Source organism: Myxococcales bacterium, from assembly GCA_016717005.1.
Taxonomy (GTDB): Bacteria; Myxococcota_A; Polyangia; order Haliangiales; family Haliangiaceae; genus UBA2376.
In genome coordinates, this window is record JADJUF010000008.1 from 396092 (window position 1) to 420076 (window position 23985).

The following is a 23985-nucleotide window of genomic DNA, read 5'->3' on the forward strand; positions in this document are numbered from 1 at the left end:
CGTCCTGACGCGGGTCACGTACTGACGCGGATCACCGGGCCTCCTGCAGCACGAACCGGATCTTGAAGCCGCGCACGCGCACCGGCACCGGCTCGCCGCCGCGCTCGCCGGGGCTGAACGGACAGGTGCGCAGGGCCTCGATCGCGGCCTCGGACAGGCCGTTGGGCAGGCCCTCCACCACGACGATGTCGCGGGCGCGGCCGCGCGCGTCGACGATCAGGTCGAGCACGACCGTGCCCTCGGTCGCGGCCGCCCGGGCCGCGTCGGTGTAGGCGCCGGCGCAGCGCCCCCGCGGCAGCGGCATCCGGGTCACCTCGGCCGCTGGGACTGGATCGCCGGTGCCGCGGGCCGCGGGGCCCGCCGAGCCGGTGCCGGCCCCACCGCCCGTCCCGGGCCGGCTCGAGTTGCCGATCGGCACCGCCGGGCCGGTGCCCCCTTGCGACGTGCTCTCCATGGTCGCGCCGAACACCGGCGGCCCGGCGGCGCCGGGCACGATCGCGCCGGACTCGGCGCCCGGGGTGGCGCTCGGCGTCGACGTCGGCGGCGCCGGGGCCGCCGGCGTCGTGGGCTGGGTCGGGCTGCGCGGCGCCGGCGGGCGCGGCCGCGGCGGCGGTTGCACCGGCGTCGGGGGCGGCGGCGCCGGCGGCGGCTCCGGCGACGGCAACTCCGGCGGCGGCTCGATCGGCGTCGGCGCCGGCGGCGGGGCGACCACGCGGATGTCGACCCGCTGCGCCACCTTCGGCGGCGTGCGCTCGGGTAGCTCGTCGAGCACGCGCGCCAGGACCGCGTGCGCGAGCAGCGATCCGGCGGCGCAGATGATGAGGCGGTTGACGCTCACGGACCTCCCGGCGCGATCAGCCCGGCCGGATCGATCTGGATCGCGAACGAGGTCATGCCCGCGTTCTTGATCGCGTCGATCACCCACACGACCCGGCCGTGGGCGACCGCGCGATCGCCGACGATGACCGCCTGGGCCTTGGGATCGGCCGCCACCGCGGCGCGCACCGCGGCCTGGAGCTCGGCCGGCGTCACCGCCGCGGCGTTGAGCGCCAGCGCGCCGTCGCGGGTGAGCGTGATCGTCAGGGTCGTCGGCGGCGCCGCGGCGGCCGAGCTGGCCCGCGGCAGGTCGACCGCGATCGCCTGGCGCGCGATCAGGTGGGCGGTCAGCATGAAGATGATCAACAGCACCAGCATGATGTCGACCAGCGGCGTCACGTTGATCTCGGCGACGATGCCGCGGCGACGGGTCGTGCCGGCCACGTCAGGCCTCCGCCGATGTCGACGCCGCCGGCGCCGGCCGCTCGATCTTCAGGTACGCCAGGATCTGGTGGGCCAGCGCCTCCGACGAGCCGACCGAGGTCTCGACCCGACGGACGAAGATGTTGTAGGTGGCGACCGCCGGCAGCGCGACCAGGAGCCCGACGCCGGTCGCCACCAGCGCCTCGCCGATGCCGCCCATGACCGCCTGGGTGTCCTGCGCGGCCGTGGCCGACAGGTCGTGGAACGCGCGGATGATGCCGAGCACCGTGCCGAACAGCCCGACGAACGGCGCGTTGTTGCCGAGCGTGCCCAGGAACGCGGTCCGGCGCTCGTAGCGCAGCCGCTCCTCCTCGATCGCCGCCGCCTTGAGCGACTCGACCGCGGCGACGCCGTCGGCGGCGCCGGCCAGGCACCGCCGCGCCACCTCGGCCTCCATCGAGCGCGCGCCCTTGAGCATCGCCAGGGCCGCGGCCGGGCCGCCGGTGCGCAGGCGCGCCAGCGCGTCGGCCAGCAGCTGCCGCGGCGGGCGCTCGCTGACGAAGAACCAGACGCGCTCGATGATCACGGTGATCGCGGCCAGGCTCAGGCCCAGCATCAGCCACAGGACCCAGCGCGAGCCCGCGCGGAGCATGAGGTCGAGCAGCTGGCCGTCGATGGTGTCGTCCTTCATGGAGCTCTCCGTCAGAGTCGGCCGCGCAGGCCGACGGTGGGCAGGACGTAGCGGATCACCCGCCCGGCGGTGACCTCCTCGGGCAGGAGCGCCACGTTGGTGACGTCGACGTAGAAGTCGAGCAGCCAGTCGCGGTAGACGACGCGCTTGTCGACGCGGACGTCGAAGCGCAGGTAGCCGTCGGTGCGCGCGGTGTTGTAGCCGGCCGTGGTCGTGGTCGGCTTGCCGCTCTGGTACTGCATGCGCAGGCCGACGTCCCAGTTGCGGCGCAGCGGCAGGCCGGCGACGACGTTGACCAGGTGGCGGCGGTCGAAGTCGTAGGGGACCCAGCCGCCGTCGCGCGCGCGCTCGGACGCCGACAGCGTGTACGAGATCCAGCCGAACAGCCCCGAGCTGGCCTGGCGCCGGGCCATGACCTCGAGGCCGTAGCTGCGACCGCGCTGGGGCGTGGTCAGGCGGTCGATGATCTCCTGCTGCCGGCCGGGGCCGGGGGCGTTGATCGGGAACAAGGTCGAGTTGGCCTCGGTCACGACCGAGGCCGCGTTGACCGACAGATCGAACAGCGTCGGATCGAGGTAGTTGAAGTAGGCCTCGCCGGTGAGCTGCAGCCGGCCGGCCAGCGGCAGCTCGGCGCCGACGCTGGCCTGGTACGAGCGCAGGAGGCCGTACTCGAGCGGCATCAGATCGAGCCCCGGCAGCGGCAGCACGAACCGCGGCGGCTGGTGGTAGACCCCGAGGCTGCCCTTGAGCCAGATCTTGCTGTCGTCGCTGTCGGGCGGCACGTCGGGCAGATCGCGCGACGCCAGGCGGTAGCGCACGGTCAGGCGCGGGTCGACGCCGACCTTGGTGGCGGTCGGATCGCTCCAGACGTCGGCGCGCACGCCCGGCCGCACCAGCCAGCGCGGGTCGGGGCGCCACAGCGCCTCGACCAGCGCGGCGCCGTTGTCGAAGCGATCGAGCCCGGCGGTGATCGCCGCGCCGGGATCGCTGCCCGCGGTCGCGACGCCCTGATCGATCGCGCGCAGCGAGCCCTCGACGCCGCCGGTCACGGTCAGCGCCCGATCGCGGCGCCAGGTCAGGCGCAGCGCCGGCTCGGCCAGCAGCACCGAGAAGTCGGTGCCCCCCGACTGCGTGCGATCGTAGCCGAGCACCAGCCGCGGCGCCGCCACCAGCCGTCCGGCGGTGGCGTGGTAGCGCAGGTCGAGCCGGTGGAACCCGAGGATCAGCGACGGCTCGAGCGGCGGGTTGGGATCGTCGGGCGCCGCGGTCGGCGACGGCGTCGACAGCGTGTCGCTGGCGCCGAACGCGAACACGGTCCAGCCGTCGTTGGCGTCGCCGCCGTCGACCCGGAGCTGGTAGTCCCAGTACGACAGCGACACCTCGTTGGTCGCCAGCGACAGGATCAGCCCGGGGTAGCCGTAGCGCGCGGCCGCGGTCACCGTGGCGCCCAGGACCGGCTGGCGGATGAGCCCCCCGGCCTGGAGCAGGTTGGCGTCGACGTCGATGAGGCGCTGGTCCTTGCTGGCGCGGACGGTGCGCCCGTCGACGATGCCGCCGGTGTAGCCGCCGTAGGGGACCGGCGCGCCGCCCGGGTAGAACTGGATCTCGTCGATGAAGTCGGGGTGGATGACGCTCGGGCCCGACAGCAGGTGGTAGAGCAGCGGCACGCGGGTGCCGTCGAGCAGGAACCCGGTCGAGCTGGGGCTGGCGCCGCGCACGATCGGGAACGGCAAGAGCGACACCGCCGCGGCCACGCCCGGCAGCGCCTGGACCACGCGGAACGGATCGCCGAACGTGCCGGGGATCTGCTTGATCTCGGGCCCGCGCAGGCTGATGCGCGACACCTCCTCGCGCTGCTGCTCGCCGAGCACGACGATCTCGTACGGGTCGTAGCGATCGCGCTCGACGTAGTAGGTCACCGCCAGGGCCTGGGCCTCAGCCAGGGTCTCCTCCTGGACGAACGGCAGGTGGCCGGGCGCCGTCACGATGATCGCCGCCTGGCCGGCCGGGACCGGCAGCTCGAACACGCCCTTGCGATCGGCGTCGGCCTCGAACCGGTGGCCGTCGACGGTCACGGTCACGGTCGCCCCAGCCACGGGCGCGCGGGTGCCGAGCTGGATGAGCCGGCCCTTGAGGATCGAGGTCAGCGCCGGGCCGGCGGCGCTCGCCGGCGGTGGCGGCGGCGGCGGTGGCAGGAACGTGTGCGTGAAGGTGACCTCGACCGCGACCGGCGCGCCGCCGTAGCGCCCGGGCTCGAACCGGAACCCGGCCGCGGCCGCGGCGACCGCCTGATCGAACGGCGGCTGCGGCGCGGTCACCGGCACGACCGCGGTCACCGCGCCGGTCGGATCGACCGTGAGCTTGACGGTCACGACGATCGGCACGTCGTGCGCCGGCGCGTCGGCGGGGTACGGGACGTCGGGCGCGCCGATCGCCCGCGGCGGCTCGAACGTCGGCACGGCGGCGCCGTCGTCGGGCGGGCCCGCGTCGATCGGCGGCGCGCCGGCGTCGGGCTGGGCCGTGGCCACGGCGGCGCCGAGCGTCAGCGCCAGGCCGATCGCGACCGCGCGTGCGCAGCGGATCAGCGCCATGTGATCCCCGCGGTCAGCGTGGCGCCCACGTGCGGCCAGTACTGCCGCCGCACGATCGCGTCGCCGGTGTCGGGCTCGACCCGGCCGGTGTCGTCGACGCACGCGGTCCACTGGCCGATCGCCTCGAGCGCGACCGCGACCTGGCTGCGCGGCCCCAGCACGTAGCTCCACTCGCCCCGCACCAGCCCGGCCGCGCCGGCGCCGCTGCACTGGGCGACCGGCGTCGACGCGTCGGGGAACGTGTACGAGGTCTCGATCGTGTCGGGCAGCGGCGACGCGTCGGCGCGCCCGGTCCCGCTCTCGACGATGCCGCCGAAGCCGAAACCGAACGCCAGGCTCAGCGACGGGGTGACGTGCCAGGTCGGGTCGAGCGTGCCGGCGAACCGCAGCCCCGACAGCTGCCCGGCCCGGCTCGCCGACGCGTAGTTGAACGACGCCATGATCGACCAGTCGGCGTCGAGCCGGACGCCGACCCGCAAGGTCGGCCCCAGCAGCCGCCCCGCCGGCGCGCCGCCCAGGCCGTGGAGCTCGCCGTACGAGAAGCCCAGCCCCAGCCGGAACCCCGCCCGCCGCCACGCCTGGCGATCGGCCTCGGTCGGCAGCGACAGCTTCGGCGGCCCCTCCTCCTCATCGGTGATCAGCGGCCCCTTGTCGGGTTCCGAAACCGGAGCCGGAGCCGGAACCGGAACCGGAGCCGGCCCCGGACCCGGACCCGGAGCCGGAGCCGGAGCCGGAACCCGGAGGGCCTGGAACGGAACCGGAGCCGGAACCGGAGCCGGAGAGCCGGAACCCGAGCCGGACCCGCAACCGGAGCCGGAGCCGGAGCCGGAACCGGACCCGGAGCCGGACCCGGAGCCGGACCCGGACCCGGAACCGGAGCCGGACCCGTCCGAACCGGACCCGGAACCGTCCGAACCGGATCCGGAGCCGGCCCCGGACCCGGACCCGTCTGTGCGCGCACCGCCGGCGCGCTCGCCATCACCGCCATCGCGCACACCACCCCGCGCCCGATCACGGCAGCACCGCGGGGCACGGCCACCAGCTCGGCGGCGACTCGCGGAAGTCCCACTGGGGCGCGTCACACGTCAGCTCGCCGCGATCGCAGCCGATCAGCGTGTAGTGCGTCAGCCCCTGGCACGGCTCGTCGGCGAGCCCCGCCACGACCAGCTGCACCAGGTCGGCGGTCGCCGGATCCGGCATGCCCAGGCTCGGGATGTGCGCGCACGCCAGCGCGTGGCCGGTCAGATCCGGCGGGTCGGCCGGCGGCTGGCGGTAGCGCACGCTGGCGTCGAGCCGCCGCTGCTCGCACGCCACCTCGCGCACCTCCTCGGTGGCCCGCAGCGGCACGGTCACGATCGCGGCGTCGAGCGCGTCCTCGCGGCAGCTCGTCGGGTCCTGGTCCGGCAGCTGCCCGGCCAGGGTCGCCGCCACCGCCGCCTCGAAGGTGAAGCCGCCCGCCGACAGCAGGCCGAACGCCGACGGCGGCGCGCCGCAGCCGTGGCGCGGGTAGAAGCCGCTCTCGAGGAACGCGCCCTCGCGGAACGACAGGCGGGTGTCGGCCTCGGTCATCGCCACGAAGCTGGCGCCGTAGACGATGTCCTCGGTGCGCACGTCCTGCTCGGGATCGAAGCCGCCGCTCGGCAGGCGCGTGGCCCGGCCGAGCTCGAGCGTGCCGCTGTGGTCGCGATCGTCGAACACCACGACGCTGGCGTAGGCCACGCGCGCGGTCACGTCGCCGACCATCACGTCGGCCGACGGCAGCGCCATCAGGTCGATCATCGCCGGCTGGCCCACGACCAGCGGCGCGCTGGGCCCGACCCGGGCCGGCGTGAACGCCAGCGGGTTGCGACAGCCGGCCGCGACCGCCCCGGCGACCTCCGGCGACGCCGGCGGCAAGAAGCACAGCGGCTCGGGGAACCACTGCGTCCCCCACACCAGCGCGACCCGCAGATCCTCATCGGTCGCGCCCGGGACGCGCACGTCGTCGAGCGCGCCGGTGGTGGTCACGGTCACGGTCGCCAGCGGCGGCACGTCGCCGCCGAACCCGACCAGATCGCCGCAGCCGGCGCCGACGAGCGCGGCGACCGCGACCAGCGCGAGGGGCTTCACGGCGTCCACGAGGCCCCCAGGGTGGCCAGCCAGCTGAGCTCATTGGCGCCGCTCGCCCGCGCCAGCGACGGCCCGACCGCGACCCGCAGCCCCCACCCGTCCATCACCGCCACGCCGATCACCGCCTCCAGATCGATCGCCGGGACGACCGCCACGGCCGAGGTCGCGAGCGCGTCGCCCTCGAGCCCGGCCCGCGCGCCCTGGTTGCGGCTGCGCCGCTCGTACACCACGGTCGGCCCGACGCTGGCGCGCACCCCGACGGCGCCGCGCCCGACGACGTAGCGGGCCAGCCCGCTGACGCGGACCCGGATATCGTCGTGGCTGACGGTCCAGGCGGAGGTCGACTCGGTCGCGCCCGACCAGGCCAGGCGCGCCCCGAGCTGCAGCCAGCCAGCGCCGCGGCTGGCGCCGGCCCCGACGCCGGTGGACAGCCCGGTCGGCAGCGCTGACGGCGACCCGACGACCAGGCCGCCGTCGAAGGTCAGGCACCCCTCGGGACGGAATGGGAACGAGTCGGTCGGGGGTGGCGGGCCGTCGGCGGCCGCGGGGGCGGCGACGGCCAGGGCGGCGAGGGCCACGAGGCGCATGTGCATGGGGGCTTGGGTGTGTTGCCGCCGGCGTGGGGTTCCTTCGCTTGCCGGGACCGCGATCGTCGCGAAGGATCAGCGGAGCGACGGCCACTCATCTCTGGTCTGCGGATGCGCCCCCTGGCCTCAGCCTGCACGCTCGTGATCGCCGTCGGGTTCGCCCGCGCGGCGGCCGCGGCGCCGTGCCCGCCGGGCGCGACCTTGGTGGGCGAGCCGGCCCTGGTGTCCGCGCTGGGCGAGCTCCTCGACGGGCGCGGCGTCGCGCTCGATCCCCCAGGGTGCGCGACCGTGCGGGTCGCGGTCAGCGCGCGGTCGACCCAGGTCGTCCTCGAGCTCGAGCACGACGGCCGCCAGGTCGAGCGCGTCGTCGACGACGCCGCCACCGCGGCCACGGTGATCGAGTCGTTCGCGCGGATCGACGTGGCGATGCCGCTGCTGGCCGAGCGCGCCGCGCCGCCGCGGATCGAGCCAACGCCGTCGGCGGCGCCGGCGGCCGAGCCCACGCTCGTCGACGGCCCCGCCCGTCCCGGCGCCGCCGGGCTGCGCCGGGTGCAGGTGTTCGCCGGGCTCGACAGCGCGATCGCCAGCGACGGGACCCGCTGGCTGGGCGCGCAGCTCGGGGTCTGCATCCAGCTCGGCCCGATCTGCGCCGCCGCGCGCCAGCGCTTCGGCCAGGTGGCCGGCGGCCCCGGCGCCTGGGGCGACGACCTGTCGCGCCGCGCCATCGAGCTCCTCATCGGGATCGACGTCCCGCTGACCCTGGGGCCGGTGGCCCTGTCGCCGGGCTTCGCCACCGGCATCGGCCAGATCCACACCCGCCGCTCGTCGACCGAGGTCCGCAACGAGACCGGCGGGCTGCGCGCCGATGTCCACGCCACCGTGTCGCTGGCCGTGGCCCATCGCCTGACGCTCGATCTGTTCGCGGCCGCGGTCCTGACCCAGGCCACCCACGTCGAGGGCCCCGCCGACGCCGCCGAGCTGCCCGACGAGCCCCGCCTGCTCGGCCACCTCGGCCTGGGCCTGCGCTACGGAGGCCTGTGAGCGCCAAGCTGATCCCGCTCCGCCGCGTCGAGGGCGCGACCGACGAGCTGTCCGATCAGGCGCTCCTGGCCGCGGTCGGCACCGGCGACGGCCCGGCGCTGGGCGCGCTGTTCGATCGCTTCCACGGGGTCGTCTACCGGTTCGTCGCGCGCCTGGCGACCACCGATGAGGGCGCGCGCGACGACCTGGTCCAGGCCACCTTCCTCGAGGTCCGGCGGGCGGCCCGGTCGTTCCGCGGCACCTCGTCGGTCCGCACCTGGATCCTCGGCGTGGCCGCCAACCTGGCCCGCCACACCCTCCGCGGCGAGCGCCGCCGCCGCGCCCGCCAGGCCCGCTACGTCGAGCTCCCCGGCCCGGTCGCGACCGCGGTCGACGCCCAGCTCGACCAGCGCCGCCTGCTCGCCGCGGTCGAGCGCGCGGTCGCGACCCTGCCCCACGACCTGTAGGTCGCGTTCGCGCTGTGCGATCTGGAGCAGCTGCCGGGCGTCGAGGTCGCGCGCGCGCTCGGCATCCCGGAGGGCACGCTCTGGCGTCGCCTCCACGACGCGCGCAAGGCCATCCGGGTCGCGGTCGAAGGCGGGCGCCGATGAGCCGGTGTGCGCCACCGCCGCAGCTGGCCCGGGCGGTGACCGAGGGCGTGCCCGCCGAGCTGGCGGCGCACGCCGAGACCTGCGCGGCGTGCCGCGACGAGCTCGACGCGGCGGCGCGGGTGGTGACGCTGGCCCGCCTGGTCCCGGTGCCGCCGCCGCGCGCGGACCGACGCGAGGAGCTGCGCACCGCGCTCCTGGCCCGGGCCGACGCGACCGCGCCGGCGCCGCGGCGTCGGCGCGTGTGGCTGGCCGCGAGCGCGGGCCTGGCCGCGGCCGCGACCCTGGCGTTCGGGCTCGGCGTCGGCGGCTCGCCGGCGCGCGCGCACCTGCCGCACGGCGCCGTGGTCGCGGTGGCCGCGGCTCGGTTCGATCACGACCTCACCGACGGCGACGAGGTCGTGACGCTGCGCGACGGCACGATCGCGGTCGAGGTCGCGGCGCTGCACGCGGGCGAGCGGTTCCGGGTCGTCGCCGACGACGCCGAGGTCGAGGTCCGCGGCACCAGGTTCACCGTGCGCGTCGCCGCGGGGCACCTGCGCGAGGTCACCGTCGACCACGGGCGGGTCGAGGTCCGGCCCCGGCGCGGCCCCGCGCGCCTGCTCGAGGCCGGCACCGCGTGGACCGCGCCGCTCGAGCCCACCGCCGCCACCGCCGCCGCGGATCTCGCCGTCGAACCGCCGGCGCCGCCCGACGTCGCGCACGGTCCGCCGCCGCCGACGTCGTCGCGCTCGCCCGCGCTGCACCGGGCGCCCCGCGCCGCGCCCGCCGTCACGACCGCCCCGCCGCCGCACCGCCGACGCGCATCGCCGCCAGCATCGCCTACGATCGCGGCTGGGCGGCGCTGCGCGCCGGCAGCTTCGATGACGCCGCGGCCGACTTCGCGCGGGTCGAGGTCGTCGACCCCGACGGCGCGCTGGCCGAGGACGCGGCCTACTGGTACGCGGTCGCCGTGGCCCGGGCGCACCGCCCCGAGGCCGCCGGCGCGCTGCGCGCCTTCGTCCACCGACACCCACGGTCGGTCCACGTCGGCGCCGCCGGCGTCGCGCTGGGCTGGCTCCTGGTCGAGTCGGGCGAGCCCGCCGCCGCCGCCGCGCGCTTCCGCGCCGCGCTCGACGACCCCAGCGCCGAGGTCCGCGCCAGCGCCGCCGCCGGGCTCGCCGCCACGCGGTGAGCCTGAGGCTCAGCGCTCGTGACGTTTTCGGTCGAGCACCGGTCAACGCGCCGGGCGTTCCGCGTCCTCGGTGGGGGCCCTGTCGGCGCTCGCCCCCGACGAGGGAAGGTTCGGCGACGAACCCGCTGGACCACGGTCGTCGAGGGGCGCCAGCGTCGCGTCGTCGATCTCGATCCCCGGCCCCGGCGCGACCTCGGCGCCGTCGGCGAGCGCGATCGCCAGCGCGGCGTCGATCGCGTCGGCCTGCCACGGCGTCGACGGCGGCAGCGCCAGCGGCGCGGCGCGCACCGCCAGCTCGGCGCGCGCGGCGTGCTCGAGGATCGCGTGGCCGAACACCAGCGCCCGGGCGCCGACGACGATCAGGCCGCCCTCGTCGAGCAGCGCCAGCCGATCGTGGGCCGGCGCGCGGGCGCCCGGCAGCCTCGGCCCGGCCGCGTAGCGCGCCCGCTGGAACCCGGCCAGGCGCTCGGTCAGCGCCCACTTGCCGCGCGGGAACGTCGCCCAGACGACCGCGTTCCACAGGTCGTGGGCGTTGCGCGCGCGGGTCGGCACCCAGCCGCGATCGGCGATCGCCAGCTCGTACGGCAGCGCGTCGGTCGCGCCCCGCGGCGCCTGCGCCACCAGCCGGAGCGTCCGCGCGCGCCGCAGGCCGGCGCCGAGGTGAGCGTCGAGCTCGGCCACCGTCGGCCAGCGCGGCCCCGTCGGCAGCGACGCGATCGTCGCGCGATAGGCCGCGAACCGCGGCCCACGCCAGCGCGCGGGATCCCAGGCGTGCACGCCGGCACGCTACCAGGTCCGCCCCGGCCGCGTGCTACCGTCGACGCGTGCGGTCGCCCTTGACCATGGTCGTGCTGGTCGCGGGTGGGTGCAACGCCGTGTTCGGGCTCGACCCGGTCACCGTGGAGGACGCGCCGCCGGCGGCGAACCTCCGGTTCGACCTCGAGGCGGCGCCGGCCGCGCTCGTCGCCGGCGCCCTGAGCCCCAGCGGCCCGATCGAGCTGGTCGTGACCACCGGCACCAACGTCGTGGTCGTGCTCCACAACCGCACCGCCGTGGCGGGCGCGCCGATCTTCGCGCCCGAGCGCCTGGTGTTCGCGGTCGGACGCCAGTTCGACGCCGCGGCCCTGGTCGAGCCGACGCCGGGCGCCGCGCCGGTGCTGGCCACGGTCGCCGCCGACGGCACCCTCTACCGGATCGACAGCACCGGCGCGGCGCTGACGGCGACCGATCAGGGCCTCGCGGTCGCCAGCCCCGGCGACGTCGTGCTCGGCGGTGAGTACACGGCGGGCGCCGGCGTCGCGCTGATCGGGACGCCGGGTGGCAAGGCGGTCCGGGCCATCGAGGTCGCCACGAGCAACGAGCTGCTGGGCGCGACGCTGGCCAAGAACCTGCGCGCGTGGGTCCCGGCCGACCTGGATCGCGCCCCGCCGATCGACGCCATGGTCGCGGTCGATGGCGCCGTGCTCGCGCTCCGCCTGACCACGATCACCGCCGGCAACTCGGTCATCGCCGCCGAGGTCGGCGGGGCGACCAACCTCGGACCACCGCTCGCCGCCGGCGATCTCGACGGCGACGGCGACGACGACGTCGTCGGCGTCGACGCCGGCACCGCCCTGGTCGAGGCCTTCTTGACCACCACCACCGAGCTCCAGCATGGCGAGTCCGATGGCCTCGACCTCGGCGTCACGCCCAGCTTCCTCGCCATCGGCGACGTCGACGGCGACGGCCGCGGCGACCTGGTCGCCGCGGCGCCGGGCGCCAGCGCGTCGACCACGCTCGTCGTCGCGTACGGCGACGGCCGCGGCAGGTTCGCGCCCGGCGCGCCGCTCGCCCTGCCCGGCCTGGCCCGCGGCCTCGTCGTCGTCGACCTCGATCACGACGGCCGCGACGACGTCGGGCTCGCCGTCGCTGGCCCCGGCGGCGCGCCCGGGGCGATCCACCTGGTCTTCCCGCGCTGATCGCACCGAGCACGCGAACTTCCCCGGCGCGACCGGCCGTGCCATCATGCCCGCGCCGATGCAGCGGATCGTCGTCGACGCGATGGGAGGGGATCACGCCCCCGAGGAGATCGTCAAGGGTGCCGCCGAGGCGTCGCTGGCCCTGCCCGACGCCGAGATCATCCTGGTCGGCGACGCCGAGGTGATCGGCGCCACGCTGCCGCGCCTGCGCCACGACGGCGCCCGGGTCCGGGTCCACCACGCCGCCCAGGTGGTCGACATGGACGACAAGCCGTCCGAGGCCCTGGCCGCCAAGCCCGACGCCTCGATCCTGGTCGCGGCCCAGCTGGTCGCCGCCGGCGAGGGCGACGCGCTGGTCTCGGCCGGCAACACCGGCGCCAGCGTGCTGGCGTGCGCGCGCACGTGGAAGCTGATCCCCGGCGTCCGCCGCGCGGCCCTGGCGTCGGTCTTCCCGACCGAGCTACGCCGCGGTGAGAAGAACGACCCGTTCTCGCTGATCCTCGACGTCGGCGCCACGATCGACGCGACCGCCGAGGACCTGGTCACGTTCGCGATCATGGGCGCGGCCTACGCCACGCTGGTGTCGCGCAACCGCCGGCCGCGGGTCGCGCTCCTGTCCAACGGCACCGAGGCCGGCAAGGGCCCGGCGGCGGTGGTCGCGGCCCACCAGATCCTGCTCGAGGCCACCGAGCTCAACTTCATCGGCAACGTCGAGGGCCTCGACATCCCGCGCGGCGTCGCCGACGTGATCGTCTGCAACGGCTTCGTCGGCAACGTCGTCCTGAAGATGCTCGAGGGCGTGTCCGAGACCGTCGTGCGCCTGGCCCGCTACGCCCACAAGGAGAAGCTGGCCTGGCGCATCGGCCTGATGGCGCTGTCGAGCGCGCTGACCCAGCTCAAGTCCGTGACCGACTGGCAGCAGTACGGCGGCGCGCCGCTCCTCGGGCTCGAGCACCCGTTCATCAAGGCGCACGGCCGCTCGAGCGCGCCCGCGATCACCAACGCGATCAAGGTCGCGGGCAAGGCCGCGGCCGGCGATCTGTGCGGCCACATCGCGCGCGGCCTCGCCGACCTGTCGGGGCGCCGCCAGGCCCCCACGCCGTGACCGCGCGCGCGCGCCACGTGTTCCGGTGGGATCTCGACAAGACCTACCTGCGCACCGAGTTCGACAGCTTCCGCGACCTGGTCAAGAGCGCGATCGAGACCGCGGCCGACAAGCAGGCCTACCCCGGCGCGACCGCGGTGCTGCGCACGCTATCGAACACCGACGGCTACAAGGTGTGCATCGTCAGCGGCAGCCCGACCCAGATGCGCACGGTGCTGGCGGCCAAGCTGGCGCTCGACGGCGTCGCCTACGACGAGTTCGTCCTGAAGAACAACCTGCGCAACATCCTGCGCGGCCGGTTCCGCGCGCTGCGCGCCCAGATCCCGTACAAGCTGCCGGCCCTGCTGGCGAGCCGCGGCAAGTCGCCGCCGGCGCCGGCCGAGACGCTGTTCGGTGACGACGCCGAGGCCGACGCGATCGTCTACTGCCTGTACGCCGATCTGCTGGCGGGCCGGGTCGACCTCGAGACCCTCGAGCGCATCCTGCGCTCGGCCCGCGCCTACGACGACGAGACCCTGCGCACGGTCGAGCTGGCCCGGCGGGCGCCGCCCGGCGACGTCGTCCGGCGCATCATCATCCACCTCGATCGCCGGTCGCCGCCCCAGGGCTTCCGCCGCTATGGCCCGCGGCTGGTGCCGGTGTTCAACTACTTCCAGGCGGCGCTGGTGCTCTACGGCGACGGCGTCCTCGACGCGCGCCAGCTCCTGTTCGTGGCGTTCGAGATGCTCGACACCGGCCAGTACCGGCTGGCGACGCTCGCCAACTCGCTCCAGGACCTGATGCGCCGCAACCGCCTCGCCACCGAGAGCGTGCTGCGCCTCGCCGACGAGGTCGGCGCCCTGGCCCGCGGCGGCTCGCTGGCCGCGCGCCCCGACCTGCCCCCGTTCGACACGATCGCCCGGGCGTTCACCGATCGCGTCCGCGAGCTGCGCGTGGCCCCGACCCCGACCTGGTCGTCGGACCCCGAGCCGCTCGACTACGTGGCGCTCGTCGACCAAGAGCACGACAGCCGCCGCGATCGTCGCCGCCGCGGCCACGATTGATCCGCTCGCGACACCCGCCGTACGGGCCGGGCTGACGGGCCGTGGACCAGCGGTCCGGCCGGACGACGTAAGACGAGGTCACCGACGACGGCCGCGGCGCTGGGGCCATGGTGTTACGCTCGGGATCGTGCCGGCCGCCGCATCGCCCCTGCTCGCGCTCGGCGACGCGGTGCTCGAGCGCTACCGGGCGCTCGAGATCATCGCGACCGGGGGCCACAGCGTGGTCTACCGCGGCAAGGACGAGCGCCTGGCGCGGCCGGTGTGCATCAAGGTGTTCACCAAGGTGCCGGGCGACGTCGGCATCGCCCAGACCAGCTACGAGCACTTCGTGCAGGAGGCGTTCGCGCTGTCGCGGCTGACCCACCCGCACACGCTGCGCATCTACGACTTCGGCCACCTCGGCGAGGCGACGCCGTTCCACGTGTCCGAGTACATGAACGGCGGCACCCTGACCCACCAGGTCCGCGAGCGCGGCCCGCTCCGCGCCGACGAGGCGCTCAAGGTCACGCGCGCGATGTGCGACGCGCTGGCCGAGGCCCACACGCTCGGCATCGTCCACCGCGACGTGAAGCCCCACAACATCCTGTTCGCGATGGTCGGCAACGCGCGCCTGGCCAAGCTCGCCGACTTCGGCGTCGCCAAGTGGCACGAGGGCGCCGCCACCGCCGATCCGGCCGAGCGCGCCGGCGACACCCAGGTGGTCTCGGGGCAGCGCATGGCGATGTACTCGCCGAGCTGGGCCGCGCCCGAGCAGCTCGCCGGCCAGGGGGTCACGCCCGCCGCCGACATCTACTCGCTGGCCCTGGTCACCGTGTACATGCTGACCAGCCAGGCGATCTTCGCCGACGACGATCTGTACGAGAGCTACCGCAAGCGCCGCCACGCCGACGAGCTGGTCGCCGAGGCGCTGGCGTCGCTCGACCTGCCGGCGCCCGCGGTCGCGCTCCTGCAGCGCGCGCTGCGGTTCCACCCCGACGAGCGCCCCGACGACGCCGCCGAGTTCGGGCTCGAGCTCCACGACGCGTTCGAGCCGATCACCGCGCCGACCAACCGGCTGCCCGAGGCGCCGGCCCGGGCGCCGTCGCCGGTCGAGCTGGTGCGCGCGCCCGACGACGAGGCCGACCGCCCTCGACCGGCCCGGGCCCAGCCGCCGCGCCGCGTCGGCCTCGGCGCCCCGTTCGCGGTGGCCCAGCGCGCGGGGAGCTTCGTCGCGCTCACCAACGGCGCCGGTGACGTCGCCGGCCTCGGCGGCAAGACCCGGCTGCGGATCACCTCGCTGCCGCCGATCGGCGGCCGCCGGCAGATCCACGTGAAGGGCCTGTCGTCGTTCATCGGCAAGAAGGGCGGCCGGCCGTCGGTCGCCGTCCACCTCGACGGCGACGCCATGCTCGATCTGTACGGCCACGGCACCACCGCCAGCGGCCGGGTCCGGGTGTCGCTGGGCCTGCCCGCCGCCGGCCACACCGTGTTCCGGGTCGGTGAGGAGTCGATCGCGGTGAGCCTGGAGGAGTGCCCCGATCCGATCCTGGTCGACTTCGGCGGCGGCGCCGAATGCGCGCTCGTCTACACACCGGTCTATAATTCAGCGACCGATCCCCGCCGGGCCCGCCGGCGCACCTGACCCATGGCGCCCAACGCACCTCCCCCTCCACCGGGCTCGCCACCGAGCGGGCCGCCGCGACCGGGGCCGTCGGTGCCGCCGCCGTCGAGCCAGTACGCGGCCGCGCCGGCGCCGACCTTCGAGGACTACGACGATCGGACCTCGCCGGGCACCTCCATGCCGACGCCGGCGGTCCAGGCCACGCCGTACGTGACCCGGTCGCGGGTCTACGCGTTCGTCGTCGACGATCAGGGCCTGCCGATCGAGCTGGGCTCGGGCCGGTTCGCCAAGGCCTACCTGGGCGAGGAGCGCTGGGTCGAGTCCAAGACCACGCTGCGGCGGCCGATCGCCATCAAGGTCATGCAGAAGGGCGTCTCCGGCGAGGACCAGATGCGGTTCCAGATGGAGAAGGAGATCCTGGAGCGGGTCCAGGGTCACCCCAACATCATCGAGCTGCTGGGCTCGGGCGAGGCCGACAGCGCCGGGTTCATCCCGCCGGCGATCCGCGACAAGGTCGAGAACGACTACATGGTGCTCGAGCTGCTCGACATGTCGCTCGAGGAGCGGCTCAAGGGCGCCCGGCAGAAGCGCCGCCGCGACGACCTGCTCGCGGTGCCCCTGCGCGAGCGCATCTTCCGCGTGCTCGAGTATCTGATCCCGATCGCCACGGCGATCGAGTACGCGCACCTGGTCCGCGACACGGTCCACCGCGACATCAAGCCGGCGAACATCCTGATCCGGCTGCCCGACCCCAACCTGCGCGGCTCGCAGATGACGGTCAAGCTGGCCGACTTCAACGTCGGCAAGGTCGCCGACCCCGACGTCGACCTGTCGATGACCCGGTTCCAGGCCGTGCCGGGGACGCTGTTCTTCCAGAGCCCCGAGCAGGAGACCAACACGTTCGACGTCCTGTGCAACGCGACGCAGGGCTCGCCCGAGATCGAGTTCTTCGAGGACTTCTATATCGACATCTATGAGAACGACGTGTTCTCGCTGTTCAACCGGCCCGAGCAGTACCTGATCGTCGGCGCCGACCGGGTCCGCAAGAAGATCCTGCTCAACCGGCCGTTCGCCGAGCCCAGCGAGACCAACGTCCGCGGCCGCGTGGTCAAGAGCGTCGGCCGGCCGGCCGACATCTACTCGCTCGGCGCGCTGTTCTACTACCTGGTCAGCGGCGCCTACGCCAACCCCAAGAACCTGTCGGACGCGTTCCGCAAGTTCGTCGAGTACGACAAGAAGGACGACACCAACACCGTCGCGTCGTACGTCGACCACGAGTACCGGACCATCACCAACCTGCGCGCGCCCCGCGCCGACGGCCAGGGCATGGAGCTGGCGCCCGAGGACCGGTTCTTCTCGTACAAGCACTACCTCGACGGCAACGGCGAGCTGATCGATCCGACGATCATGATGATCATCGGCAAGGCCATGGTCCGCAACAAGCCCGACAGCTACTGCGCGTCGTGGGACCTCCGCACCACCGGCATCTCGCAGATGGTCCACGACCTGTTCTCGCTGTACGTCCACTTCGGCGTCGACCCCTCGGCCCGCCTCGCCTACCAGAACGACAACTACGCCCCGCCGAAAAAGCCGGGCGGCGTGCGCCGGGCCTGGGACAAGCTCTTCCGCCGATAGAGGGAGGGTGAGCGGGCGGACCGGCTGCGGGGCCCATGGCCTGCGTTGGTGGGGCCCTCCCACGTCCTCACGTACAGACGTACGCTCCGGCGTGGGGCCCTCCCACCGCCTTGCCCATGGGCCTCCTCGCGCGGTCCAGCTAGACCTCGATCGGCGAGCCCTCCACCAACCCGGATACCGGAACCGGATCCCGACCACTGTTCCTCTCGGTTGCGACGTCCACTTCGGCGTCGACTCCGCCCGCCTCGCCTACCAGAACGCCCACCAACGCACCCATGGGCCCCGCAGCCGGTCCGGTGGACCGAAGCACGGTAGGCTAGAGGCCGGCGCCGGTCGGGTTGTCGGTACACTCGAACAAGTTCGAGCCGGTCGCCGGGTAGCGGTAGAGGCCGGCGAAGCACATCTCGGAGTCCGAGCTGTCGCCGAACGGGACGGCGTGGCCGGTGGTGTTCTCGTAGGTGCACTCGACCCGGATCTGATCGCCGCCGACGACGTTGAGCTCGGGCGACTGCTGGTAGAAGTTCTGCTCGCCGAAGCGGAACGCGTCGTCGTGGAGCACCGTCGGCGTACCGCCGCGGATGTGCGTGACCTTCTGGTGGGTCGCGAGCTGGTGCATGTGCGGCCACACCGCGAACAGCTGGTAGTTGCGCCCCGACGCGATCGTGCAGCCGCCGGTCACGGTGTACGGCGCGGCGTTGTTGGGGATCTGGAACAGGAACTTCCCGGCGAACACGAACTCGGCCAGGTTGGCCGGCTCGGTCGGGACGGTCTTGACGAGGATGCCGGAGTCGCCCGTGATCGGCTGATCCGAGGTGTTGTAGAGGTGCAGGTTGAGGTGGACCTGCTCGCCGGCGCGGACCTTGACGGCCACGCCCGCGGGGAAGTCGTAGTCCGAGGTGCCGACGCCCGACGCGTACAGCATCTTCAGGCCGAGCGTGCCGACGCTGCAGTCGTACTCGCCGTCGGGGCCCTGGGTGTTGCCGTTGGTGGCGATGCTGAGCACCGTGTGGTGCGTGCCCTGGGGCGCCTGGGCCCGGAAGCCCGTGATGTAGACGTCCTGGGTCATCGTCAGGCGGGCGCACTTGTACGTGTCGGGCTGGCCGCCGGGCAGGGTCCAGGTGCGACCGATCAGGCGGGTGTACCCGGCCGGGATGTCGGCGTCGACCTGGGTGCCGCCGTCGTCGGTGGTCCCCGGCGCGTCGATCGGTGAGTCACCATCGCCACCGCCACACGCCGAGAACATGACCAGGGACAGGAGTGAGGCGCCGACGCAGCTGGACTTCATGGCCAGCGAGTGTACGCGATCGCGCGGTTGCGCATATGCTGATATCACCCGTGGCGGACGAACTCAGAAATGTGATCGTCTTCACACTCGCCGGAGCCCGCCACGCGGCCGAGCTGCGCTGGGTCCGCGAGGTCATCACGCTCGGGTTCGTGACCTCGGTGCCGACCGCTCCGCCCGGCATCGCCGGGGCCTTCAACCACCGCGGCCACCTGGTGCCGGTCCTCGACATCGCCGCGCTCGGCCACGCCGGCGCCAGCGGCCAACCCCGGCAGGGCGACTCGGCGCTGCTGGTCGAGATCGACGGGGTCACCGCGGCGCTGCGGGTCGACAAGGTCGAGGAGGTCGCGACCCTGCCGGTCGGTACGCCCACCTCGGTCGTCGACGGCCGCGGCCGCACGATCGCCCTGATCGATCCGCCGGCGCTGGTGCGGCAGGCCATCGCCGAGGCCAACGCGGTCCGCGGCGACGACCCCGAGGACGCCCCGGTGCTGCCTCGCGATCCCACCACCGGCGCGCGGCTCCGGGTCGCGTTCGACGGGGACACCACGCTTGGCTGATCGCGATCTGCTCGCCGACTTCGACCCGGACGAGCTGGCCATGCTGCGCCAGCTGTTCCGCGACGAGGCCCACGAGGGCCTCGAGCAGGTCACGACCCGGGCCCAGGGCGCGGGCGCCGGCTCGGTCGAGTCGGTCCTCGACATGATGCGCCTCACGCACACGCTCAAGGGCGCGGCCGGCACGGTCGGCCTGGCCGACGTGGTCGAGCTGACCCACGCGCTCGAGGGCGCGCTGGCGATCATCCGCAACGGCCAGCGGCCGTGGACCCCGGCGTTCGGCGACGCGGTGGTCGAGATCGTCGACGGGCTGCGCGCCCACATCGACGCCCACGCCGATCCGCTGGTCGCGGCCGGCCTGGCCAGCCGGGTGCGCGAGCTGCTGGCGCCCTGGGCCGAGAGCCCGCGCAGCCGCCGCGCGACCCGCGACGACGACACCGGGCCGCTCCGGGCGCTGCAGTCCGACGGCACCGTCGCTGACGAGTCCGACATCTCCGGCACCGCCAGCCTGACGACCGCCGACCTGTCGGGCTCCCACGACGCCCGCACCCTGCTCCGGGTCGAGCCCGAGCGGGTCGACGAGCTGATGTCCGCCGCCGGCGAGCTCCTGTTCGATCGCAACCGGATCGAGCGCCGGGTCCAGCTCATGCGCACGCTGACCCGCGACCTCGGGCGCGCGCGCCAGGACCTGCGCGATCACCTGGCCGGCGGCGAGGACCCGGCGCTGCGCGGCATCGAGGGCCAGATCGCCACGCTCGCGACCCAGCTGGCCCAGACCAGCGCGGCCCTGCTCGACGAGACCGAGGCCATGCGCCGCACGCTCGGCGATCTGCAGCGCGGCCTGACCCGGGTCCGCATGCAGACCGCCCGGGCCCTGTTCGCGCAGCTGGCCCGGGCCCTGCGCGCCGCCGCCCGCACCACCGGCGCCAAGGTCGAGCTGCGCACCCGCGGCGAGGACACCGAGTTCGACAAGACCGTCGCCGAGAAGGTCACCGATCCGCTGATCCAGATCCTGCGCAACGCGGTGGCCCACGGCATCGAGCCGCCGGCCGAGCGGGTGCTGCGCGGCAAGGCCGCGGTCGGCGTCATCCAGATCGCCGCGCGCGCCGAGGGCAACCTGATCGTGATCGAGGTCGCCGACGACGGCCGCGGCGTCGACGCCCGGAAGCTGCGCGAGCGGCTGGTCGAGCGCGGCCGCTGGACCGCGGCCCGGGCGGCGCTGGCGTCGGACGACGACGTGGTCGCGGCGCTGTTCGACCCGGGCGTGTCGAGCCGCGACGAGGCCGACGAGCTGGCCGGCCGCGGCGTCGGGCTCGACCTCGTGCGCGAGACCATCGCCCGGCTCGGCGGCGAGATCCGGATGTCGTCGACGCCGGGCCGCGGCACCACGTTCACGCTGCGCCTGCCGGTCTCGACCGCGGTCACCCACGCGATGCTGTTCAAGGTCCACGGCCAGGTCTACGCGCTGCCCAACGCCCAGGTCATCGACGTGATCACCGTCGACACCGGCGCCGGCACGTGGCCGGTCGGCGACGACCGCGTGCCGATCGTCGACCTGACCCTGCTGCTCGCCACCCCGACCGGCGGCGGCGGCGACGCCCCGGCCCGGCGCCCGGCGGTGGTCCTGGCCTACGCCGACAAGCGGCTCGTGTGCGTGATCGACAAGGTCATCGGCCCGCGCGAGATCGTCGTCAAGCAGCTCGGCCCGCTGCTGGCGCCGCTGCCGCTCTACGCCGGCGCCACGATCAGCGGCTCGGGCAAGGTCCAGCTGATCCTCGACCCCGCGGCCCTGGTCCGCGCCGCCTACCCCGGCCACACGCTCACCGACGCGGCGATCGCCGAGCCGGTCCGGGCGTCGCTGTCGGGCCGCGCGCTGGTGGTCGACGACTCGCGCGCGATCCGCGAGGCGCTGATGTCGATGCTGGCCCGCGAGGGCTGGATCGTCGACACCGCCGAGGACGGCGCCCGGGCCTGGGCCCTGGCCCAGGAGCTCCACTACGATCTGATCGTCACCGATCTCGAGATGCCGCGCATGGGCGGGCTCGAGCTGATCGGCCGGCTGCGCGGCGACCGCCGCACGACCGAGACCCCGATCGTGATCGTGTCGTCGCGGGTCAGCCCCGAGCACCGCCGCCGCGCCCGCGATCTCGGCGTGCGCGGCCTGATCGCCAAGCCGGTCACCCGCCGCAAGCTGCTCGAGGTCCTCTACGCCGACGGCCGCTGACGCGGCGCCGGACCTCGCGCGGCTCAGACCTCGCCGCTGGCGAACGCGAGCACGTCGCGGATCGACGCCGCGCCCAGGACCAGCATGGCCAGGCGATCGACGCCGAGCGCGATGCCGGCCGACGGCGGCAGGCCCTCGGCCAGCGCCGCCAGCAGCTTCTCGTCGATCGGGTACTGCGGCAGCCGCCGGGCCCGGCGGACGCCGAGATCGTCCTCGAACCGGGCCCGCTGCTCGATCGGATCGGTCAGCTCGCCGAACGCGTTGGCCAGCTCGATCCCGCCGACGTAGGCCTCGAACCGCTCGACCACGGCCGGGTTGCCGTGCTTGCGCCGCGCCAGGGCCGCCAGCGGCGCGGGCCAGTCGGCCAGGAGCACCGGCCGATCGATCGCGGCCAGCGCCGGCTCGACCCGGGCCACGAACGCGCTGAAGAACACGTCGTCCCAGTGGGTCGCGGTGCCGGGATCGATGCCCGCGGCCCGGACCGCGGCGTCGAGCTCGGCCACGGTCTCGTCGCCGCGCACCAGCACGCCGGCGTGGTCGTACATGGCCTCGGCCACGGTCATCCGCAGCCACGGCCCGTCGACGGCGATCGTCCGGCCGCCGACCTTCACCTGGGGCCGGCCGTTGACCGCGGTCGCGACGTGGGCGACCAGCTGCTCGGTGTCGCGGGCCACGGTCTCGAGGTCGTCCCAGGCGCGGTACCACTCGAGCATCGTGAACTCGGGCTGGTGGTGGGCGCCGTCCTCGCCGGCGCGGAAGCACTTGCACACCTGGTAGATGCGCTCCATGCCGCCGGCCAGGAGCCGCTTCATCTGGTACTCGGGCGAGGTGATCAGGAAGCCGTTGCCGGCCGGGATCGCGGCCAGGTGGACCTCGAGCCCGGGCGCCGGCACCACCAGCGGGGTGTCGACCTCGACGAAGTCGCGGCTGGCGAAGAACTCGCGCAGCGCCGCCATCATCCGCCCGCGCGCGGCCAGGTTGCCGCGCCGCCCCGGCCCCAGCCGTGCCACCTCGGACCCGCGCGGCGGATACTCGGTGCGCGGGTACTTGCGCACGCGGCGCAGCGGCGCGCCGGCGCCGTCGAGCTCGACCAGGTCGCCGGGCTGGGCGACCGTCGCGTGCTTGACCCGCACGTCGCCCCGGGCGGTCCGGACCAGGACGTCGTCGCCGTCCTTGGCGATGACCCGTCCGCGGATCGGCCCGGTCGGGGCGCCGCTCACTTCTTGTTCACGCGCTCGACGTACTCGTGGGTGCGCGTGTCGATCTTGATCATGTCGCCGATGTTGATGAACAGCGGCACCGCCACCGTGCCGCCGGTCTCGACCGTCGCCGACTTGGTCACGTTGCCCGAGGTGTCACCGCGCACGCCGGGCTCGGCGGCGGTGACCTCGAGCAGCACGAACGTCGGCAGCGACACGTCGACCGGGCGCTCGTTGAAGAACAGCACGGTGCACGGCAAGTTGTCCTTCATCAGGTCGGCGGCCTCGCCGATCATCTCGGCGCGGACCTGGACCTGCTCGAAGCTCTTGTCGTCCATGAACACCAGGTCGTCGGCCTCCTTGTAGAGGTACTGCATGGTGCGCTCTTCGACGTTGGCCGGCTCGAGCTTCTCGCCCGAGCGGATGTTGCGCTCGATCACCGCGCCCGAGAGCAGGTTCTTGAACCGCGTGCGCGTGAAGGCCGCGCCCTTGCCCGGCTTGATGAACTGGAACTCGACGACCGTGTACGGGTTGCCATCGAGGAGGACCTTGAGGCCCTTGCGGATATCGGAGGTGTCGTACATGGGCGGCGTTCCTTTGATCGCCTCACGCGAAGCGAGGCCGCTCGTTTACCCGACGCGGCCGCTCGCTGTCAAACCCGCGGAGGCGGCAAGGACAGGCCCCCGCCCCGCCCTGGCTACATCTTGGCGTTGAGCCGGGCGGTCAGGTCGACCGAGCCGTCGATCCACAGGGTCGCGCTCTGGTCGAAGATCACCATGACGCCCTCGTCCTTGGCGATCTGCTCGATGATCGGGCCGGCCTTCTTGAGGACCTCCTGGACCAGCTTGGTCCGCTCCTCGGCCAGGGTCCGCTCGAGCTTGACGTAGGTCTGCTGCAGCTCGACGAACTGCTTCTCGAGCACCTGCTTCTTCTGGGCCAGGACGTCGGGCTTGAGCACCGCCGCCTGCTTGTCGAGCTCGGCCGCGGCCTTCTGCAGGTCCTTCTGCTTCTTGTCGAGCTCGGCCTGCTTGGTCTTGCGGGTCTTGTCGAAGGCCTCGCTGGCGGCCTTGCCGGTCTTGGTGTCGTAGAGCGTCTTCTCGAGATCGATGACGCCGATCTTGCCCGGGGTCGGGGCGGCGCCGACCAGGCCCACCATCGGGGCCGAGACCAGGCCGATGCCGAGCGCGAGGCCGAGCGAGCCGATGAGGTTGGACAGGAGCGAACCAGCAGGACGAGCCATGGACGAAGCCTCCGGGGCGGTACTACGCGGCAATCCGCGCGGGGTCAAATCAGACGTGGACCGAGCGTGACGTATTCAGATCCGGCCCCGGGGCCCGCGACCTCGGGTCAGTCGACGAGGCCA

General features: G+C 74.3%; 23 protein-coding genes. 11 read left to right on the plus strand and 12 right to left on the minus strand.

Translation table 11 applies throughout. The annotated features are described in order from the left end of the window. Nucleotides 1–31: 31 nt before the first annotated feature. From IPL61_11475 to IPL61_11505, 7 genes are all read right to left on the minus strand, one after another. On the minus strand, nucleotides 32–838 hold the full coding sequence (locus IPL61_11475; protein ID MBK9031927.1) for a TonB family protein: 807 nt from the start codon (nucleotides 836–838) through the stop codon (nucleotides 32–34). Then, nucleotides 835–1194: a biopolymer transporter ExbD gene (locus IPL61_11480; GenBank protein ID MBK9031928.1), complete on the minus strand. Its 360-nt coding sequence runs from the start codon at nucleotides 1192–1194 to the stop codon at nucleotides 835–837. Before IPL61_11480 ends, IPL61_11475 begins: the two co-directional genes overlap by 4 nt. Before the next feature lie 67 nt (nucleotides 1195–1261). Then, nucleotides 1262–1891 carry a MotA/TolQ/ExbB proton channel family protein gene (locus tag IPL61_11485; protein MBK9031929.1) on the minus strand — a complete coding sequence of 210 codons (630 nt, stop codon included), beginning with the start codon at nucleotides 1889–1891 and terminating at the stop codon, nucleotides 1262–1264. Between the two features lie 50 nt (nucleotides 1892–1941). Continuing rightward, complete coding sequence (locus IPL61_11490) at nucleotides 1942–4521, minus strand: TonB-dependent receptor (protein ID MBK9031930.1); 2580 nt, start codon at nucleotides 4519–4521, stop codon at nucleotides 1942–1944. After that, entirely contained in the window at nucleotides 4512–5000 is a 489-nt protein-coding gene (locus IPL61_11495; protein MBK9031931.1) for a hypothetical protein, read from the minus strand. The genes IPL61_11490 and IPL61_11495 overlap by 10 nt, the downstream gene beginning before the upstream one ends. Nucleotides 5001–5532: 532 nt before the next feature. Then, a complete protein-coding gene (locus tag IPL61_11500; protein MBK9031932.1) occupies nucleotides 5533–6630 on the minus strand; it encodes a hypothetical protein in 1098 nt (365 codons plus the stop codon). Further along, nucleotides 6627–7223, minus strand: a complete 597-nt coding sequence (locus IPL61_11505; GenBank protein ID MBK9031933.1) for a hypothetical protein — start codon at nucleotides 7221–7223, stop codon at nucleotides 6627–6629. Before IPL61_11505 ends, IPL61_11500 begins: the two co-directional genes overlap by 4 nt. Before the next feature lie 105 nt (nucleotides 7224–7328). On the opposite strand from IPL61_11505, the gene IPL61_11510 reads away from it, so the two are divergent. Genes IPL61_11510 through IPL61_11525 form a run of 4 tightly spaced genes read left to right on the plus strand, consistent with a single transcriptional unit; the run spans nucleotide 7329 to nucleotide 10041 of the window. Next, nucleotides 7329–8258 carry a hypothetical protein gene (locus IPL61_11510; protein ID MBK9031934.1) on the plus strand — a complete coding sequence of 310 codons (930 nt, stop codon included), beginning with the start codon at nucleotides 7329–7331 and terminating at the stop codon, nucleotides 8256–8258. After that, nucleotides 8255–8704: a sigma-70 family RNA polymerase sigma factor gene (locus IPL61_11515; protein ID MBK9031935.1), complete on the plus strand. Its 450-nt coding sequence runs from the start codon at nucleotides 8255–8257 to the stop codon at nucleotides 8702–8704. The genes IPL61_11510 and IPL61_11515 overlap by 4 nt, the downstream gene beginning before the upstream one ends. A gap of 12 nt (nucleotides 8705–8716) precedes the next feature. Then, nucleotides 8717–8848, plus strand: coding sequence for a hypothetical protein (locus tag IPL61_11520; GenBank protein ID MBK9031936.1), 132 nt, complete (start codon nucleotides 8717–8719; stop codon nucleotides 8846–8848). Continuing rightward, nucleotides 8845–10041, plus strand: a complete 1197-nt coding sequence (locus tag IPL61_11525; GenBank protein MBK9031937.1) for a FecR domain-containing protein — start codon at nucleotides 8845–8847, stop codon at nucleotides 10039–10041. Before IPL61_11520 ends, IPL61_11525 begins: the two co-directional genes overlap by 4 nt. A 20-nt stretch (nucleotides 10042–10061) precedes the next feature. On the opposite strand, the gene IPL61_11530 is transcribed toward IPL61_11525, so the two are convergent. After that, nucleotides 10062–10796, minus strand: coding sequence for a DUF3025 domain-containing protein (locus IPL61_11530; GenBank protein ID MBK9031938.1), 735 nt, complete (start codon nucleotides 10794–10796; stop codon nucleotides 10062–10064). Nucleotides 10797–10843: 47 nt separating this feature from the next. Between IPL61_11530 and IPL61_11535 the strand changes: the two genes are divergently transcribed. From IPL61_11535 to IPL61_11555, 5 genes are all read left to right on the plus strand, one after another. After that, the gene (locus tag IPL61_11535) at nucleotides 10844–11977 is read left to right on the plus strand and encodes a VCBS repeat-containing protein (GenBank protein MBK9031939.1); all 1134 of its coding nucleotides are present in this window, start codon (nucleotides 10844–10846) and stop codon (nucleotides 11975–11977) included. Between the two features lie 58 nt (nucleotides 11978–12035). Continuing rightward, nucleotides 12036–13082, plus strand: coding sequence for a phosphate acyltransferase PlsX (gene plsX / locus IPL61_11540; GenBank protein ID MBK9031940.1), 1047 nt, complete (start codon nucleotides 12036–12038; stop codon nucleotides 13080–13082). Continuing rightward, nucleotides 13079–14125: a hypothetical protein gene (locus IPL61_11545; protein ID MBK9031941.1), complete on the plus strand. Its 1047-nt coding sequence runs from the start codon at nucleotides 13079–13081 to the stop codon at nucleotides 14123–14125. The genes plsX and IPL61_11545 overlap by 4 nt, the downstream gene beginning before the upstream one ends. A 127-nt stretch (nucleotides 14126–14252) precedes the next feature. Further along, on the plus strand, nucleotides 14253–15746 hold the full coding sequence (locus IPL61_11550) for a serine/threonine protein kinase (protein ID MBK9031942.1): 1494 nt from the start codon (nucleotides 14253–14255) through the stop codon (nucleotides 15744–15746). A gap of 72 nt (nucleotides 15747–15818) precedes the next feature. Continuing rightward, a complete protein-coding gene (locus IPL61_11555; GenBank protein MBK9031943.1) occupies nucleotides 15819–17360 on the plus strand; it encodes a protein kinase in 1542 nt (513 codons plus the stop codon). 316 nt (nucleotides 17361–17676) lie between these two features. Here IPL61_11555 and IPL61_11560 read toward each other — a convergent pair whose 3' ends face one another. Next, on the minus strand, nucleotides 17677–18645 hold the full coding sequence (locus IPL61_11560; protein MBK9031944.1) for a hypothetical protein: 969 nt from the start codon (nucleotides 18643–18645) through the stop codon (nucleotides 17677–17679). Nucleotides 18646–18695: 50 nt separating this feature from the next. Here IPL61_11560 and IPL61_11565 point away from each other — a divergent pair, with 50 nt between their 5' ends. Both IPL61_11565 and IPL61_11570 read left to right on the plus strand, forming a co-directional pair. Continuing rightward, a complete protein-coding gene (locus tag IPL61_11565; GenBank protein ID MBK9031945.1) occupies nucleotides 18696–19202 on the plus strand; it encodes a chemotaxis protein CheW in 507 nt (168 codons plus the stop codon). Further along, nucleotides 19195–21423 carry a response regulator gene (locus tag IPL61_11570; GenBank protein MBK9031946.1) on the plus strand — a complete coding sequence of 743 codons (2229 nt, stop codon included), beginning with the start codon at nucleotides 19195–19197 and terminating at the stop codon, nucleotides 21421–21423. The genes IPL61_11565 and IPL61_11570 overlap by 8 nt, the downstream gene beginning before the upstream one ends. A gap of 23 nt (nucleotides 21424–21446) precedes the next feature. On the opposite strand, the gene genX is transcribed toward IPL61_11570, so the two are convergent. The 3 genes from genX to IPL61_11585 form a co-directional block, all read right to left on the minus strand. Beyond that, the gene (genX, locus tag IPL61_11575) at nucleotides 21447–22382 is read right to left on the minus strand and encodes an EF-P lysine aminoacylase GenX (GenBank protein ID MBK9031947.1); all 936 of its coding nucleotides are present in this window, start codon (nucleotides 22380–22382) and stop codon (nucleotides 21447–21449) included. A 257-nt stretch (nucleotides 22383–22639) separates the two neighbouring features. Further along, nucleotides 22640–23206: an elongation factor P gene (gene efp / locus IPL61_11580; GenBank protein MBK9031948.1), complete on the minus strand. Its 567-nt coding sequence runs from the start codon at nucleotides 23204–23206 to the stop codon at nucleotides 22640–22642. A 113-nt stretch (nucleotides 23207–23319) separates the two neighbouring features. Next, nucleotides 23320–23862: an OmpH family outer membrane protein gene (locus IPL61_11585; GenBank protein MBK9031949.1), complete on the minus strand. Its 543-nt coding sequence runs from the start codon at nucleotides 23860–23862 to the stop codon at nucleotides 23320–23322. Nucleotides 23863–23985 lie beyond the last annotated feature (123 nt).